This window comes from Chitinophaga qingshengii, assembly GCF_014529935.1.
GTDB lineage: Bacteria > Bacteroidota > Bacteroidia > Chitinophagales > Chitinophagaceae > Chitinophaga > Chitinophaga qingshengii.
The window spans coordinates 274024-291440 of record NZ_JACVFC010000002.1 but is presented as its reverse complement, the minus strand read 5'-3'; the positions used below and the strand labels follow the sequence as shown (position 1 = coordinate 291440).

Below are 17417 nucleotides of genomic sequence, written 5' to 3'. Positions count from 1 at the left end.
TCATTTACGATTATGAATTTACCAACACTAAGTATAAAAAAACCGGTACTCGGTGGCGTATTCTCCGTCCTCATTATCATCATGGGACTGGTAGGATGGAAGAACCTCGGTATCCGGGAGTTCCCGCTGACAGAAGCGCCGGTCATCTCCGTGGTGACGTTCTATCCCGGCGCCAGCCCTGATGTAATTGCGTCGAAAATTACACGGCCCATAGAAGAGTCCCTGGCGGAAGCGGGCGGCGTACGCACTATTTCCTCCGAATCACGGGAACAGGCCAGCGTTATCTCGGTGGAGTTTAACCGCGATGTAGACCTGGAAGATGCGCTGAACGATGTACGCGATAAAGTCGCCAAATCCCGTAACCAGCTACCGGCGGATGTGGACCCTCCTATCGTGGAGAAAGCCAGTTCACCGGATAACCTGGTGGCTTTCCTGGAAGTGGAAAGCGATACGAAAGATATCAAAGAGGTGAGCCACCTCGCTGCTACCGTTATCAAAGACCGTATGCAGTCTATCCCCGGCATCAACCGCGTGGCAGTGGTGGGTGAACATAAATACGCGATGCGCCTGCGTTTCGATCCTGTAAAACTGGCCGCTTACCGGCTTACTCCGGAAGATATCCGCCACGCGCTGTTGCGGGAAAACATGGACCTCCCCTCCGGTAAAATAGAAGGCAGCGCTACGGAGCTGAGTGTCCGTACTATGGGCCGGCTCACCACGGCAACGGAATTCAATGAGATGATCATCAAACAATCGGAAGGTTCCGTGGTACGCCTGAAAGATATCGGCTTCGCGGAACTGGGAGAACTTAATGAACGTACGGCCATCATCAATGAAACAGGCAATGCCAACCGCGTGGGCGTTGGTATTGCTATCCAGATCCAGCGAGGCGCTAACGCTATTGAAGTAGTGGACGAGTTTTACCGCCGCCTGGACCAGCTTCGCAGGGAGGTCCCCAAAGATTACCGGTTGATCGTTGGTTTCGATTTCACCAAACCGGTAAGGGAATCTATCAAAGAAGTGGAAGAAACACTTTTCATCGCATTCGGACTGGTGGTGCTGATCATCTTCCTGTTCCTGAGAGACTGGCGCTCTACGATCATCCCCGTGCTGGCCATACCGGTATCTATCCTCTCTGCCTTCTTCATTATGTACATTTTCGGTTTCTCCATCAATGTACTGACCCTGCTGGGTTTGGTGCTGGCGATAGGACTGGTGGTAGATGATGCGATTGTGGTGCTGGAAAATATCTACAAAAAAGTAGAAGAAGGGATGACGCCTATACAAGCGGCTTTTAAAGGTTCAAAGGAAATTTATTTTGCGGTGATATCTACTACCATTACGCTGGCGGCGGTGTTCCTGCCCATTGTGTTCATGGGTGGTATCAGCGGACAGCTGTTCAAGGAATTCGCTATCGTGGTATCCGGTTCTGTATTGGTATCAGCCTTTGTGGCACTAACGTTGTCGCCTATGTTAAGCGCTTACCTGTTGAAGAAACAGGAGCGGCCTAACTGGTTTCAACGGAAAACGGAACCCTTCTTTATTCGCCTCAATAACGGGTACGCCTGGTTGTTGAAACGTTTTATGCAAGTCCGCTGGATGGCCTGGGTATTCCTGGCAGGCGGCGGCGTGGTGATCTGGTTCATCGGGAAAAGACTGCCTTCTGAACTGGCGCCGGTGGAAGACCGCTCCAATATGAGCCTGATTGCGATCGCCCCGGAAGGTGTATCGTTCGACTATATGAAAAAACAAATGACCGCCGTGGGCAAGTATGTGAATGATTCCACGGAGGGGCTCTACCAGACCTATTCCATGGTGGCGGTGTCTTTCATTCCTGCACCGGCACCCACCAGTTTTGCGGTGCAAAGTATTTACCTGAAAGAACCCAAAGAACGGAAAGTGTCTGCCCAGCAGCTGTATAATCAATACGCTGCCGCATCGGCTAATTTCAGAGGACTGCTGTTGTTCCCTTATCTGCCACCCACTATCGGAACACGCTACGGCGGCGGTATGCCTTTGCAGTTCGTATTGCAGGGCCCCACACTCGATACGGTGTCCGCTGCGCTGAATAAATTCCTGCAAGCTGCCCGGCAAAGCAGCAAACTGATGTTCGTAGATGCCGATCTGAAAATCAACAAGCCTGAATTACAGATCAGTATAGACCGGCAGAAAGCCGCGCTGATGGGCGTTTCTATACAGGAAGTGGCACGGGCGTTACAGTTGTCGTTGTCCGGACAACGTTATGGTTATTTTCTGCGCAACGACCGGCAGTATGAAGTGATCGGTCAGCTGGAACGCGAGAACAGGAGTAAGATCAGCGATCTTAAAACGATTTATGTTCGGTCTGCCGGAGGTGAAATGATCTCGCTGGATAACCTGGTGACCATCAAGGAAAGCATCAGCCCTGCTTCTATTTACCGGTATGATCAATACACCTCCGCCACGGTATCCGCCGGATTGGCGCCAGGGGTGAGCCTTGCGGAAGGTATCGCTGAAATGAAACGTATCCGCGAAGAAGTACTCGGTCCTAATTTTAAAACCTCGCTTGCCGGACAATCGAGAGACTATGAAGAGAGCCAGGGCAACATTGCTTTCACGCTCATACTGGCACTGCTGCTCATTTATATGATTCTCGCCGCGCAGTTTGAAAGTCTCCGCGATCCGCTGATTATTATGCTGACGGTGCCGGTAGCGGTAACAGGCGCCTTATTGAGCCTGCGTTGGTTCGGTCAGAGCCTGAATGTCTTCAGCCAGATTGGTATCATCACATTGGTGGGACTGATTACCAAGAACGGCATTCTGATTGTTGAATTTGCCAATCATCTGAAAGACACCGGGCTGTCAAAATTTGATGCGGCCATCCAGGCCGGGGAACAGCGTTTCCGGCCTATCCTGATGACTTCCCTGGCTATGATATTCGGAGCGTTACCTATTGCCATGACGAACAACAGCCGCCAATCGCTGGGCATCGTCATCGCCGGAGGCCTCATCTTCGCCGGCATACTCACCCTGTTCATTATCCCCGCCGTGTATTCGTACCTGTCAGGCAGCAAACGCAGGAAAGTGGTGGAAGAAGAGGAACCAGTTGCTGAAACAGAATATGCCGGTTGATCACAAAAAACAATACTATGAAACGAAGTAATCTCATGATACCGCTGTTGCTCCTGGCCCTTCATGGCGGGGCGCAGACAGTGAAAAGAATAAGTCTCCCGGAAGCGCTGACCATGGCCGCCACCGGCAACCGGCAGCTACAGATACAAGCCCTGGAAGAAGTACGCCAGCGCGAAGTGACCAAAGAAACCAGGAGCCGGCTGTTGCCCAATGTAGCGGCCAGTGGTAGTTATCTCCGGTATTTTGACCGGCAGGTGATCTTTTTGCCGGGTTCTTTTGCTGGCACCGAAAAGCCGGTGCAGGACGTAGCCGTAGGTGGTAAGAATGCGTTCAACGGCTATGTGTCGGCCAGTCAGCCTTTACTCAACGAAGGAGCGCGGCGCCAGACAAAAACCGCCGTATACGACGAAAAGATACAGCGGGAGAAAACCGCCGACCTGAGAGGCAACCTCGGCACGCAGATCTCCATTTTCTACTACGATATGCTGCTGATGCAGTCACAGATTGCGCTGCACCAGCAAAGCCTGGCGCGTAATGAAAAAGCGCTGAAAGATACCCGTTCCCTCTTTGCCCAGGGACGTAGCCTGAAACAGGATACGCTGCGGGCTTTCATCGCGGTGGAGAACCTGCGGACTGCTATTGCTTACCTGCAAAATAATCTCGATGTAGCCGGTATACAGCTCAAAAGGCTCATCGGTATGGATGATGCTGTAACGATCGGGTTATCTGATACCCTCGTGGCCGAACTACCTGCCGAAGGCGCCTATGAGCTGGAGAGCGCCATAGCCACCGCCGTACAGCACCGTCCGGATATGGCCGTACAAAAACTGCTGACAGCAAAAAGCGGGCTGGAACTGGCCGTGGCAAAGGCGGAAAGAATACCGCAGATCAACGCCGTAGGGCAGTACCAGTTACAGGCACAGGCCGATAATTTCCGCCTTGGACAATATGCGTGGCCGCCGACTTCTTTCGTCGGGCTGCAGGTGGCCGTACCCATCTTTAACGGCAACCGGATAAAAACAAAAGTCAGCCAGGCGGAGATACGGATCAAACAGGAAACTATCGGGCAGGAAGACCTGGCGCAGTCGGTCAGATCAGAGCTGGCATCGTTGCTCTCCCAGTGGAAGGAAACCAATGAGCAACTGCGTATACAACAAAGGACAGTGGAGCTGGCCGGCATCAGCTATACCATGATGGACGACCGCTACCGCAATGGCCTCAGTACCCGGCTGGAATTGACCGATGCGGAGCTGGCACTCACACAGGCCAAACTCAATTACCTGCAGGCGGTATACTATCACAAGGTGACACAGGTCCGGCTCCGGCGGGCGCAGGGACTGTTGCAACTGCCATGAGTTCATCATAAATCTTTGTCTATATCAAGATTTATCTCTCCGTCAGCACCCACATTTGCAGTATTAAAAATGACGTAACATGAAACAAAAACGAGCAAGTATTATCCTGTCCCGTATTTACCTCTTTTTTTCTGCTGCCAGCCTGCTGATGGTGAGCCTGATGGCTTTTTCCAATCCACAGTCGGTAATGGACCTGGTACAGGTAAAACTACCGAATAACGACGCTTTCAGTTCCATAAGGGGCGTGTATGGCGGGGTAGGACTAACGATTTCCCTGTCACTGGCCTGGTGGGCGTTGAAGGACATACGGCAGGGTATTGTTTTTGCTACGGTGTTATGGGGACTCTATGCGGTGTCGAGGCTGATGACTATGTCCGTGGAAGGGCCGCTGGGGGCTTTCGGAAAACAATGGTTAATGATTGAAAGTGTGCTTTGTATCCTCGGAATCGCTTTGCTGGCTGCCTCCCGGGGGGTGAAACCGGAACCACAATCATAAAAACGTATACGATAGTAATATCCCTGGTAGCCCCGGTTACCAGGGATTTTTTATGCCAGCATAAAAATAATATATATTTACCCCGATATTTGAGACTTTTAACGGTGATGACTACACTCGCTAATCTGTGAATTGCCGGAGAAAATAACTAAACCGATTATGCCTGCTACTGATTTTAAAAAAGAGCTTGCAGCCCTGATTAAAGCGCGTTTCCCGATTATTTATATTGTTACCTGGGAAGAAAAACGATTTGTTGACACGGTAAAAGCCATGTTACAGGATACCTCGCTCTTCAACAAACCCAGGCCTGTATGGGAATGGACGGTAGTAGACGGTTACCTCAAAAATAACCGGCTGGAGAAAGGCGATGTGAAAACCGCTATGCGGGCTTTGGAAGTGGCCGATGAGCTGGAAGAAGATGGAGTGCTTATCCTGAAGGACCTGTACGCCCAACTGGCCAACCCTAACTGTGAACAGAATATTATCCGTAAACTGAAAGATCTCGTTTGGCGTATCAAGGAGGGTGACTGGCTGAAGACGATCATCATTACCGGTCATGATAAATTTATTCCGGACGCTTTGCAGAAAGAGATCCTGATCAAGGAGTTCTCTATGCCCACCGCCGATGAGTTACAGCAGGTATTATCCAACCTGATAGAACAGAACAAGCAGAACCAACGGTTGCGTTTTGAACTGAACGCCAATGCAACGGCCCGTTTATGTGAAGCGGCCTTCGGCCTTACGCTGAACGAAGCGGAGAACGCCTTTGCCTTGTCCCTGGTTAATGACGGTGTGTTGGATATTAACGATATCACCACCATTGCGGAAGAGAAAAAGCAGATCCTCCATCGCAATGGCCTGCTGGAATTCAGTATGCCTAAGCTGAAAATGCAGGATATCGGCGGATTGGAAAATCTGAAAAGATGGCTGGAAAAACGGGCTGATAGCTGGTCGGAGCAAGCCAAAAAATATAATATCCCCGCTCCCCGTGGGGTGCTGATCACCGGTTTACCGGGTTGTGGGAAGAGTTTAACGGCGAAGACCGTCAGCACTTCCTGGAATGTACCGTTGCTAAAACTGGATATGGGCGCCGTGTTCAGCGGTCTGGTAGGTAGCAGCGAACGTAATATGCGTACGGTTATTCAAACAGCCGAGGCCATGTCTCCCTGTGTACTGTGGATCGATGAGATAGAGAAAGCCTTTTCCGGCGTAGGCTCCTCCGGTGATAGCGGTACCGCCACCCGTTTGTTTGGTACCTTCCTCACCTGGATGCAGGAGAAGGAAAAGTTTGTATTCGTAGTGGCCACGGCCAACAATATCGATTACCTGCCACCGGAACTGATGCGTAAAGGACGTTTCGACGAAATCTTTTTTGTCGATCTTCCTACCAGGGCGGAAAGAAAAGTGATCATCGACATACACCTGAAAAAACGCCTCACACACCCGGAAGTACTGGGTAATCTGAAGCTGGATGACAGCTTTATAGATCCATTGGTAGAAAAAACCGAAGGATTCACCGGGGCGGAATTGGAACAGGTGGTGATCGGGGGCTTATTTGAGGCCTTCTCAGAAAACAGGCCTATTGCAATGGATGATTTTATTACCACCATCGACAACACTGTTCCCCTGGTGGTAACACAGTCAGAAAAAATCCGTGCCATCAGGGACTGGGCCAATGTGCGGGCGGTATCGGCTACGGCAGTGAATCATAAAATAACCGGTAACCCGGCTGCGGATACTAAAAAGCCGGATGAAGAGGCTTCCAGGGGAGGCCGTAGCATAGAATTCTAAAAATCTTTTTACATGAGTGTAAGATTTGATATAAGACCCCTGATCCTTATGGGAGAAGCCACCTGGAACCAGTCTGTCCAGAAACAGGGCGCTTTCTCCATTCCCACTAATATGAAGAGCGGAGAACTGATCCGGAATACCCTGACCAAGTTGTACGGTATATACACCACCGACTACGGGAATATTTTCGAAACGGTGATATCCGGCTACCAGCTGGTATTTCAGATGAGCGGGAACGGTTTCTTTGAAGTACAGCATTTTTACGCGGAGGAGGCATCTGCTATTACCCGGATGATCAAAGAAATGGAAATGGAATACCAGGGAATGGTACAGGACTATGTCTATAACGCTATCAAAACAAAAGCTGAAGAAAAGGGACTGGTATTGGAACAGGAAGCCGTGCAGAAGAACCAGTCTATTGTATTAACCTTTAATTTAAATGCCTGATGTCCGGCCGTAAACTCATTATCTCCATAGATAAGGAAGGAAATGTGACCGCTGAAATAAACGGGGTGAAAGGTCCTTCCTGTAAAGACTATACGAAGTTGGTGGAACAACTGGTGGAAGGGAATATCATCCATGAAACCCTGACTTCCGAGTACTACGAACAGGAAGTGAAAACCGACGACCGGTCACAATTGTCAAACAATCTGTAGTATGGTCCTGAAACGGATATGCGGTCTTTTAGCGGGCTTTTTCATTGGAGCTATACCCCTGGTAAATTGCCTGGCAGCCACACTTTTGGCGTTTTATAAAAAAAAGAAGCGGGTAGCGCTGTTCTATGCAATCCTGACAGGTGTGTTTGTCTTTGCACTGGGCAAATCATATTATGCTGATGAAAAAAAGAAAGGTTTTAACCCCGTTTTTCTGCAATCTTTTAAACAGCACTTAGCGGATCAGGCTTCGCTAAAACAGCAGACTGAAGCGGAGTTAGGGGTTTTAAAGTTCACAGTAGGAGAGGCTTTATGTCAGGCGGCCATGGAGCAAATGGAAAAAGATGCAGCGCTGGAAGGCTTGTTAGAGGCTGCGAAGAGAAACGATTTTTCGGGGAACGCCAGAGCGGAATACGCTGGCTTTTGCCAGTGTTTGTATGAGCAATACCTGCTCAAGGTTAATACCAGCAAAGGGAAGCACCGGTTTGATTTGAAAATCGATAGCGCAATGATCAATCACTGCGAGCCAGCTATGATTAGTTTTACTGATGCCTATCTGGAGTCTGGAAATCTTTCCGGTTACTGGCTGCTACAGATTTTAATTGGGTTGACTTACCTTCTTTGCTGGGTAGGTTGTGTGCGCAATGCCCGGAACTTGTTTGTCCCGCCGCCCGAGCCGCCTGTTCGTGATACGTCGCAGCTGTATTATTCAGACCTGTTTCGTTCGTGGGCATCGCCACTGATGCCGGCTGGACCTCCGCGAGCGCCGTTACCGCAGGAAGCGCCGCCACCGCCACCGCCGCCAATGACGCCCCCGCCCTTACCGCCAATGGTAAAAATCAATATTGCTGACGAAGCTGAACTGATGCAGCTACGGGGAGTGAACCGGATACTGGCGAAAAGTATCATCGCGGAAAGAAGTGCGGGTGGAAACTTCACAGATGTAAACGACCTGAAAAAACGGATGGACCTCTCTAGGGAACAAATCGACGGCATGAGCGCAAGCCTGTCTTTCGACGCGCTGAGAGGCAGAGGCGGCCGGGTCATTGAATATTAAAAAGTCAAAACGTTTCATATGTTTCGAAACCGGTTGACCGGTGCCATCATCGGTATACTTTTCGGATTTTTCCCTTTAATCAATACACTCGCATGTGTGACCATGTCGTTTGTTCAAAAGAGATTCCGCACGGGGATCTTTTTCCTGTTGCTGGGAGGGATGGTTGTTTGGTCCATGTTTCGGCTGAATAAGATAGATGAACAACGGCAGATACTGACAGCGGAATGGGGACCAACTTTTACGCGTCATTTTGACTCTACGGCATTCTCCCCACAAACATTGTACGATTACAAAGCATTCGAACAGACCATGTCGGGCATACTGAAAAAAACGAGCCGGGATTTGATACAGGAGCATAACGAACTGGAACATTTTTTCGAGCTGGACACCGCCGGGGAGCTGAAGCTGGAGTATCGTACCAATGGGTATTTGATCCTTGCCGCCAGGAGAATACATTCTTTTTACTGGGCCAGGGTTAAAGAACAAACCGGGGAAGAAAATGAGGCCGCTGCCAGCAAGGTCCCCTTCGGAAAATCAGAGGAGGAAAAGGCATATATCGCTGAACGGCTAAATATCTTCATCCAGTCATACGAGAAATACAGATTTAACTTCCCGGAAGGAGGCTGCACGGTATTGGTCGTATTGGGATTGTTGGCCAGTTTCGTTGGTTGTGTCAGCCTGGGACGGCGTATGTTTGATAACGTGGCGGTGGCGCCGCCGGTAGCTGCTGCAGAGCCGGAGGTTACCTACAGTAGCAGTACGCCTGTGATACCCCATGACCGTGTAGCGGGTTATACCAACGTAAATATGGCGGAAGAAAATGAATTGACAAGAATTCCCGGTATCAATCTGATCCTGGCGAAAGCCATCGTCGGTGAGCGTAGGAGGAATGGCTATTTTGAAGATGTCTATGACCTGGAAAGACGTATGGGGTTTTCGCAGGACGTAACCGCCAGACTGATGTTCACCACCTCTTTTGAAGTGAATAATACAAATAATAACGCAGCCCCTGAAAGACGGGAGGAGCCGCCCGGGAGAGAAGACCCTCCTAATAAAAGAAAAGACGATAGCACAGGTGGTGGACGAAGAGTTGAATTCTAACCAGATGGAATTATATATAAACGATTTTATACCGGTTACGGCGGTAGAAGGACCAGGACTCAGGGCTTGCCTTTGGGTGCAAGGGTGTTCCATCCGGTGTGAAGATTGTATGGTACCCCATACCTGGGATAAAAGCAAGGGAAAGGTCGTAGATCCGTCAACGTTATTACAAACGCTGGCCGCCACACCCGGTATAGAAGGCATCACCGTATTAGGCGGCGAACCGATGGACCAGGCGGCGGCGCTGCTGCCGTTCCTGGAACGGGTAAAGGCTTCCGGCTTGTCGCTCATGCTCTTCAGCGGCTATACGAAAGAAGCGATACTGGAAAGTGGTTGCCATTATAAAGCCGGCATTATTGCTCTCTGCGATATTTTTATCGACGGTCCCTATGTAAAGGCATTAACCAGTTTTGACCGTCCCTGGGTAGGCTCCGGCAATCAACGTATCTTCTTCCAGACGGAACGGTACAAACACCTGGAAGAGCAACTACATACGATTGAAAATAAAGTAGAGATACGCATAGCAGAAGATGGCAGCATTGCAGTGAATGGCATGATGCCAAAGGAGAAGTTTCTGGAGTTGCGGCGTTCGCTGGGAAAGATCTGAATAAAAAAGTCCGGTTGTATAGCAACCGGACTTTTTATTTATCTCCCTGCACCACCTTCATCGTGCCGGATACTTTGATAGAGATCTTCACTCATACCGTATTTCCAGTACACCGTGGCGCTGAAACCACGATCATGATTGCTGCTATTAATAGCGGCCATGTATTGTTACATTTTCGTTGATAGGCAAGGTGCTTTTGGTGGAAATCATGCGGCCTGAATACGGATGGTCTTCAGAAACTTAAAAACGCCCATTTCGTCACACAATTCAGGTTGTTTATCCCATTTTGGCAGATCTGGTCGAGACATGCCATATTATTGTTCCGCCATCAAACTTATACTTATGCGGTCAATCATTATCGGAACAATCTGCCTGATAGCTACCCAAGCTCCGGCTCAGAACCGGGAAACGGCACTTAAAAACTATTTTGATACGATCACTGCTCACCGGCTTTACGATGGCAATATCGCACTGGCAGAGAATGGACATAAGGTATATGTTTATTCAGGTGGATATGCCAATTATGCCACACAACAGCGGAATACAGCACAGTCCCGTTTTAACCTGGCATCTGTTGCGAAAGTATTTACCGCCACTGCTATCCTGCAACTAAAGGAAAAAGGGAAACTACGACTGGAAGATGAGGTGGGTCGGTATCTTCCGGATTTTCCATTTACCGGGATTACTTTACGTCATCTGTTAACCCATACTTCTGGTTTACCCAACCTGGAGCTTTTCGAGGAGCTGGTGAAACAATATCCCGATACGATCATCACAAATGGTAATATATTGCCGTTGCTAAAACGATGGAAAAAGGGCCTGTATTTTAAACCTGGTGATGAGTTCAGGTATTGTAATACCAACTTCAATCTGCTGGCCTTAATAGTGGAAAGCGTTTCGGGACTTGACTTTGCAGTGTATATGGAGAGGTATATTTTTAAACCGGCCGGTATGAAAAACACGTATGTTGCCAATATGCATCATGCTGACGATACCCTGGTGGTAAAACAGCAGGTGAAACCAACCTTCTACGATACTACCTGGCAGCAGGCCGATAAAGTAACACGCTACCGGTATTCAGAGTATAACAATAGCGGAAGTGTAGGATCTTCCAATATCTTTACTACAGTGGAGGATATGCTGAAATTCGATAACGCTTTTTTTGCTGGTAAACTGTTATCGCTTTCAGCAGTAGAAGAAGCGATTACCCCGCTTAAACTCAACAATGGAAAGGAGTATGAAGAGCGTATGGATACGATGTTGGGAGAAGGCATTGGACAATATGGCTTTGGCTGGGAAATATTCAACATGCCGGGATACGGAAAAGGAGTGGGGCATGGAGGCTTTAAATTTGGACTGGCCACTTTCTACTATCATAACCTCCGTCATAAACAGGTGATAGTAGCCTATACAAACGGGAAGAGCTCCCTGGGAGACAATGTGACCTCCTGTTTGTATATGTTGCATCAGCAAGCGGCCATTCCTTTGTTCTTAAAGCGGTCTGCTGTCCACGAATATGCCAGGGCGCTGATGGTACAAGGAGCAGATCATGCCGCTTGTATATTACACCTTTGTAAGGCAGATAGCACAGATTATTACTTTAACCCCAGGGAAATGAATTTCCTGGGATATGATTTCCTGTACCAGTCCAAGGCCCGGGAGCATCTGCAATGGGCCTTGGAGACATTTAAACTGAATACGTTCTTACAGCCGGCTGATTTTAATACCTACGATAGTTATGGGGAAGCTTTGTTGGAAGCCGGACGCCGGGAAGATGCCATAAAAATGTACAGAAAATCGCTGGAACTGAACCCCACCAGTGAAGATGGAATAAAGGCGATGAAGAAACTGGGACTGATGTGATGTGCTACAGCCCCAGCAATCGTTCCGCGTTGCCCCCGGCAATCTTCGCTACATCTTCGGGCGCTAAGGGAATACTGTTCAGCAGTTGTTTCCCCGCTTCGTTTGTACTGAAAGGATAGTCTACTGAAAACATCACATTATCGATACCAAAAGTACCCAGTGCAGCCATCAGCGGCGGTAAAGTGAAAATGCCGCTGGTGGTGATGTGTACCTGGTCCCGCAATGTTTGACTAATAGAGCGCTGATGATGACTGGTACTGGTAAGAGGAAATTTTTCATCCAGCCGCGACATCATCATGGGAAGCATTTCTCCCATATGTCCGATGATGAGCTTTAACCGGGGATACCGGTCCAATGTACCGGTGATAATTAAACGCAGCACCTGCAAGGCTGTTTGCGAATGCCATCCCCAACCGCCGCAGGCAAGCATTACGCCTGCGGGGCCTGGCAGATCGTTGTAATAAGCGTTAGCCACTGCTTCAGGCGGCAGGCCGGGATGCAGGTAAAGCGGCATTTGCAGTTGTTCCGCTTTTTGCAGCAGTGGCCTGAATTCGGGAAGGTCCAGGAATTTATCGTTGATAAGACCATTGATCAGGGCGCCGCAGAAATGATGTACTTCTTTAGCTCTTTCCAGCTCATTTGCTGCAGCCTCCGGAGAAGACATCGGTAAATGGGCGAACGCCTTAAACCGGGTAGGATGGGGGGCTATGCTGGCCGCAAGCGCATCATTGTATCGGGTGGCAAACTTTATGGATTCAGGAAAGGGTAAACTCTCTGCGCCTCTGCCCACAACAGACAATACCTGCATATCAATACCGTTATCGTCCATTGATTGTAAGCGCATACCGCTGATGTCAGCGAGTTTTTCCAGTGCTTGCCGGGACAGTGGCCACTGCTGTATCTCTCCGGCGAACTCCGGTAAGGCGATGTGTTCTTCTAAAGTGATAATACGCATAGCTGATTGAATTGAGCAACAAATGTCCAGCTATCCTGTATTGATATCATTGATCCTGATCAAATAATTACATAACGGATTTTATTCTGCTAAGTGCCTCCTGGGTGATATTGAGATAATTAGCCACCAGTTTATTCGGCAAACGAAGCACCATCTGAGGGTTTTCCTTCAGCAGTAATTGATAGCGCTCCCGTGGGGTGAGTGTAATAAAATCTTCCAGCCTCCTGGTATTCGATATATAGGCATGTTCCAGAAAACCACGGTAAAATACTTCCCAGCCGGGAATCGTGTGGAGCAGGGAATAAAAGTCCTCCCGGTGTATATATAACAGTTCCGATGCCTCTACTGCCTGTGTATCTTCTTTCAGCAATGAACCATCGATAAAAGAGGTGAGGGAGGTGGAAAAAGCGTTCTCGAAAGCAAACCGGCGCGTGGCTTCTCTTCCGTCGGCTTTTATAAAGTACACCCGTAAACATCCTCTATTGACAAAAAACATCCGTCTCGATGGCTCCCCGGTTCTGCCTACCAGCTCATTTTTTTTTGCTTTCAGGAGGTTAAAACGGGAGAGGACCTGTTGTAAGCCGGCTTCATCTAAGGGAACCCTGTCTGTAATATATTTAGTCAGCTGTTCGTACATACGAATAAATTATCCTGACAATAATAATCAAAAGGCTGGATAACATGGTTGCCGGGGTAATTAGGTGAGTATGATAATGCTTTAATGAAGAAATTGTCACTTACCCGGCTGCTATTGGAAAAAAACAAAATGAGTACCCGTAAACTCAACCTGGGGCAGTATATCCGGTTATTAAACAAAGGTGGCGCGCTCCATGATTTCACTGGTGCGGACGTGGTGAATGCCTGGTATAAAAGGAACCTGCATATGTTCTCCCTGGTGCAAAAAATCACCACTCCTGCGGATGAACGTATAATGGTAATTGCCGGCAGTGGTCATATCTCTGTGTTCAGTCACTTTGTTGATTTTGACACTGATTATAAGGCGGTGGAACTGAGCGAGGTGCTGAAGAATTAATGCATAGTTTAATTAAAAGAGGCCAGGCATTGCGGAAGCGATGCCTGGCCTCTTTTATGGGAGCTATATCAATATTAATCAACCATGTGATATTTTTTCTTTCTGTTAACGCTTTCTGTACGCCGCCGCCGGCAGTAGAGGTAAATAAACAAGGAAGTAACATTGTTAATAAAATATTTTATTATCTATTTCTTTGTAATTAAAATTATTATAAATTGTCTGGCATTAAAAAAATGACATTTATGACCGGCGCTGTGCTGCGTTGAAGCGTCCGTCGCAGAGATTTTAGTTTAAATTAAAAAAATCGGTGTTATCTTAAGTGCTGTCTGATGGACTGCCTATGCGGCTTTTCTGATATCTGTTGATCAATCTGGATAATTTTATAATAATGGAGTTTTTAAACGGCGCCAATGCGCTTACCCTTGTATTCGCGGCCCTGCTGATATTTGCGATTGCATACAGGTTCTACGGTATTTTTATGGCCAATAAGGTGCTGCAGCTCAATAATGCGCACCTGACGCCGGCTGTGGAATTTGCAGATGGGAAAGATTATGTAGCAACGAACCGGAACGTATTGTTCGGGCATCATTTTGCAGCGATAGCGGCGGCGGGGCCTTTGGTGGGGCCTGTGCTGGCAGCCCAGTTCGGTTACCTGCCGGGCACCTTATGGATTTTAATCGGTTGTGTGCTGGCCGGCGGCGTACATGATATGGTTGTGCTGTTTGCTTCTGTGCGGCATAAGGGGCAAAGTCTGGCTACCATCGCTGGTAAAGAAATTGGCAAGGGCACCGGGCTGATAGCGGGAGTGGCCGTCCTCTTCATTCTGATCCTCACACTGGCCGGGCTTTCGCTGGCTTGTATCAGTGCAATGCATGAAGCTTCCTGGTCTTTGTTCACCGTTATTGCTACCATGCCCATCGCTATTATCATGGGCCTGATCATGCGTTACCGGAAAAACAGTGTCACCTTCGCCAGTATTTTAGGAGGTATACTGCTTATTGCTGCAATTGTAGGCGGCCATGAACTGATGAAGTTTGACGCGTTGAACAGCCTGTTCCACTGGAAGGTAGGGACTATTTCCATCGCCATTACGGTATACGGTTTTCTGGCCTCTATACTACCGGTGTGGTTGCTCCTGGTGCCAAGGGATTATTTATCCACCTATCTCAAAATCGGAACGATCATCATGCTGGCCATTGGGGTGATATTGGTGCATCCTACCATCCAGATGCCTGCTATCACCAGCTTTGTGAATGGCGGCGGCCCTGTGATCGGCGGACCCGTACTGCCTTTTATCTTTATCGTCATCGCATGCGGCGCTATTTCCGGTTTCCATGCGGTCATTGCCACAGGCACTACCCCGAAAATGCTGACCAACGAAAGAGAAATACTTTTTGTGGGTTATGGGGCCATGCTGGTGGAAGGCTTTGTGGCGCTGATGGCTTTGATAGCAGCTTGTACACTGGCGCCCGGCGATTATTTTGCCATCAATACCCCTACGGACACCTATGCAGGTTTCCTGGCTAATAACCCTTCTTTACATGCAGTGGAGCTGGACTATTTCAGCCAGCGGATAGGCGTTGAACTACAGGGAAGAACCGGCGGTGCCGTATCCCTGGCCGTGGGAATGGCTCATATCTTTAATAAAATACCTTTTATGGAGAATGTGATGGCGTACTGGTACAATTTCGCCATCATGTTTGAAGCGGTATTTATCCTAACGGCAATAGATGCCGGAACAAGAGTGGGCAGGTTCTTCCTGCAGGAAATGTTGGGCGGTGTGATCCCCAAATTCAATGATAAGAACTGGATGCCCGGTATCATTATCAGTAGCCTGCTCTTTACTTTTTCATGGGGATACCTGGTTTATACGGGGAACGTCAGCAGTATCTGGCCTTTATTCGGTATCAGCAACCAACTGCTGGCTGCCTGCGGGTTGATTGTATGCACCACCATGCTGATCCGTATGAACAGAAAAAAATATGCCTTGTGTGCCGCTATACCAGGCGTATTTATGGCCATCATTACTTTCTGGGCCGGGTACGAACAGGTGAGGAACGTATATCTGCCCAAAGGGCAATATTTGTTGGCCGTACTGGCTATACTGGCCATGCTGCTCATGCTGCTGGTCTTCATCAATACCTTTAAACGCTGGTATAAGCTGTTAAAAATAGATGCCGAACAAACAGATTTCTACGGTGACCGGGTGAAGGAACTGGTAGAGCGATAGGCTTGTCTTTTATCCTGTCCTGTTTGTTTTTGAATCGCTGAAGAATTATTTACCCCAGGTGCTTTTCCGGAATGCTGCATTTCGTGACTTTTTTTGTCGTAAATTATGGTCAAAGGAAGAATTTCACTGACACTTTTAATAGTGATGAGATTTAACATAATTTGAAATGAAAATAATTGTTGAGAAGCTTCCCCTTTCTGATAATACTTCGTTTGTAGCACGAACTTATAGTACACCCAATTTCGAAGTGCCCTGGCACAGGCACATCGAACTGGAGTTGATTTTAATAAAAGAAGGTGCCGGAATTAGCTTCATCGGTAACCATGTAGGAAGATTTGAGACAGGTGACGTCTTCTTTATCGGATCGAATGTTCCGCATACCTTTCAAAGAGATGCCGACCTGGCTACAAGCGCCATGGTGGTGCAATTCAAAGAAGACTTTTGGGGAGATGCCTTTTTGAAATTACCGGAAAACAAAGACCTTCTGAAGTTGTTTGAAATAGCTTTGCATGGACTCGCCATTGAGGGTAAAAGTAAGCAGACGCTGACGTCGTTGATCCTTTCGCTGGAAAATCAAACGGGGTTAAAACGCATCATATTATTATGTGAATGCCTTGATATCATTGCGAGAGGTAATGACTATACTTTACTTTCAACGCAAATAGACACAGGATTGAATGCAGTGAAGCAGGAACGCATTGATCAAATCTTTCAGTTTACATTGGAGAACTTCAAACGGCCCATTCTAATTTCAGAAGTTGCAAAAATGGTAGGATTAAGTGTTCCCACTTTTTGCAGTTATTTCAAAAAGTGCACAAAGAAAAAATATATTGACTTTTTGAACGAAATAAGGATAGGATATGCCTGCAAACTATTAGTCGATACACAGGAAAGCATCACCAATATATGTTATGAAAGTGGTTTCAACACGTTAGCCCATTTCAATAATCAGTTTCGTAAGTATCATAATATAACCCCTTCAGCTTACAGGAAAGCGTTTCTTAGTGCAGAGCGTTTAGAGGAAATATCCCTTATCGACAGGGAAGTACAGGATGCATAATGTCACCGATCCCGATCCCCTTGATTAAAATACTTTATATTTTCAATAAAATACCATTTGCCGGGACGCCTGCCTGATCCTAATTTAGTCCGGGATTAGATTTGT

Annotated in this window: 16 protein-coding genes; 13 read left to right on the top strand and 3 right to left on the bottom strand. The window is 47.9% G+C overall.

Translation table 11 applies throughout. The features are described from left to right. The first annotated feature begins 12 nt into the window (after positions 1 to 12). From ICL07_RS16525 to ICL07_RS16485, 9 genes are all read left to right on the top strand, one after another. A complete protein-coding gene (locus ICL07_RS16525; protein ID WP_188089129.1) occupies positions 13 to 3111 on the top strand; it encodes an efflux RND transporter permease subunit in 3099 nt (1032 codons plus the stop codon). Between the two features lie 17 nt (positions 3112 to 3128). Beyond that, positions 3129 to 4466, top strand: coding sequence for a TolC family protein (locus ICL07_RS16520; RefSeq protein WP_188089128.1), 1338 nt, complete (start codon positions 3129 to 3131; stop codon positions 4464 to 4466). A gap of 79 nt (positions 4467 to 4545) precedes the next feature. Next, entirely contained in the window at positions 4546 to 4962 is a 417-nt protein-coding gene (locus ICL07_RS16515) for a DUF4345 domain-containing protein (protein WP_188089127.1), read from the top strand. A gap of 159 nt (positions 4963 to 5121) precedes the next feature. After that, the gene (locus ICL07_RS16510) at positions 5122 to 6753 is read left to right on the top strand and encodes an AAA family ATPase (RefSeq protein WP_188089126.1); all 1632 of its coding nucleotides are present in this window, start codon (positions 5122 to 5124) and stop codon (positions 6751 to 6753) included. A 12-nt stretch (positions 6754 to 6765) separates the two neighbouring features. Continuing rightward, on the top strand, positions 6766 to 7200 hold the full coding sequence (locus ICL07_RS16505) for a hypothetical protein (RefSeq protein ID WP_188089125.1): 435 nt from the start codon (positions 6766 to 6768) through the stop codon (positions 7198 to 7200). Continuing rightward, positions 7200 to 7409, top strand: coding sequence for a DUF2997 domain-containing protein (locus tag ICL07_RS16500; RefSeq protein ID WP_188089124.1), 210 nt, complete (start codon positions 7200 to 7202; stop codon positions 7407 to 7409). The genes ICL07_RS16505 and ICL07_RS16500 overlap by 1 nt, the downstream gene beginning before the upstream one ends. Before the next feature lies 1 nt (position 7410). After that, positions 7411 to 8463 carry a ComEA family DNA-binding protein gene (locus tag ICL07_RS16495; RefSeq protein ID WP_188089123.1) on the top strand — a complete coding sequence of 351 codons (1053 nt, stop codon included), beginning with the start codon at positions 7411 to 7413 and terminating at the stop codon, positions 8461 to 8463. Between the two features lie 18 nt (positions 8464 to 8481). Further along, positions 8482 to 9564, top strand: coding sequence for a ComEA family DNA-binding protein (locus tag ICL07_RS16490; RefSeq protein ID WP_188089122.1), 1083 nt, complete (start codon positions 8482 to 8484; stop codon positions 9562 to 9564). A 4-nt stretch (positions 9565 to 9568) separates the two neighbouring features. Next, positions 9569 to 10171 (top strand): 4Fe-4S single cluster domain-containing protein, encoded by a 603-nt coding sequence (locus ICL07_RS16485; protein WP_188089121.1) that lies wholly within the window; start codon positions 9569 to 9571, stop codon positions 10169 to 10171. Positions 10172 to 10209: 38 nt separating this feature from the next. On the opposite strand, the gene ICL07_RS32615 is transcribed toward ICL07_RS16485, so the two are convergent. Continuing rightward, the gene (locus tag ICL07_RS32615; RefSeq protein ID WP_281389582.1) at positions 10210 to 10332 is read right to left on the bottom strand and encodes a hypothetical protein; all 123 of its coding nucleotides are present in this window, start codon (positions 10330 to 10332) and stop codon (positions 10210 to 10212) included. Positions 10333 to 10513: 181 nt separating this feature from the next. Between ICL07_RS32615 and ICL07_RS16480 the strand changes: the two genes are divergently transcribed. After that, positions 10514 to 12034, top strand: a complete 1521-nt coding sequence (locus tag ICL07_RS16480) for a serine hydrolase domain-containing protein (protein WP_188089120.1) — start codon at positions 10514 to 10516, stop codon at positions 12032 to 12034. A 4-nt stretch (positions 12035 to 12038) separates the two neighbouring features. On the opposite strand, the gene ICL07_RS16475 is transcribed toward ICL07_RS16480, so the two are convergent. After that, entirely contained in the window at positions 12039 to 12989 is a 951-nt protein-coding gene (locus ICL07_RS16475; protein ID WP_188089119.1) for an amidohydrolase family protein, read from the bottom strand. Positions 12990 to 13056: 67 nt separating this feature from the next. Next, positions 13057 to 13626: a Crp/Fnr family transcriptional regulator gene (locus ICL07_RS16470; protein ID WP_188089118.1), complete on the bottom strand. Its 570-nt coding sequence runs from the start codon at positions 13624 to 13626 to the stop codon at positions 13057 to 13059. Between the two features lie 84 nt (positions 13627 to 13710). Between ICL07_RS16470 and ICL07_RS16465 the strand changes: the two genes are divergently transcribed. From ICL07_RS16465 to ICL07_RS16455, 3 genes are all read left to right on the top strand, one after another. After that, positions 13711 to 14022 (top strand): DUF5694 domain-containing protein, encoded by a 312-nt coding sequence (locus tag ICL07_RS16465; RefSeq protein ID WP_188089117.1) that lies wholly within the window; start codon positions 13711 to 13713, stop codon positions 14020 to 14022. A 388-nt stretch (positions 14023 to 14410) separates the two neighbouring features. Continuing rightward, the gene (locus ICL07_RS16460; protein WP_188089116.1) at positions 14411 to 16252 is read left to right on the top strand and encodes a carbon starvation CstA family protein; all 1842 of its coding nucleotides are present in this window, start codon (positions 14411 to 14413) and stop codon (positions 16250 to 16252) included. A 166-nt stretch (positions 16253 to 16418) separates the two neighbouring features. Beyond that, the gene (locus tag ICL07_RS16455) at positions 16419 to 17312 is read left to right on the top strand and encodes an AraC family transcriptional regulator (protein WP_188089115.1); all 894 of its coding nucleotides are present in this window, start codon (positions 16419 to 16421) and stop codon (positions 17310 to 17312) included. Positions 17313 to 17417: the final 105 nt, after the last annotated feature.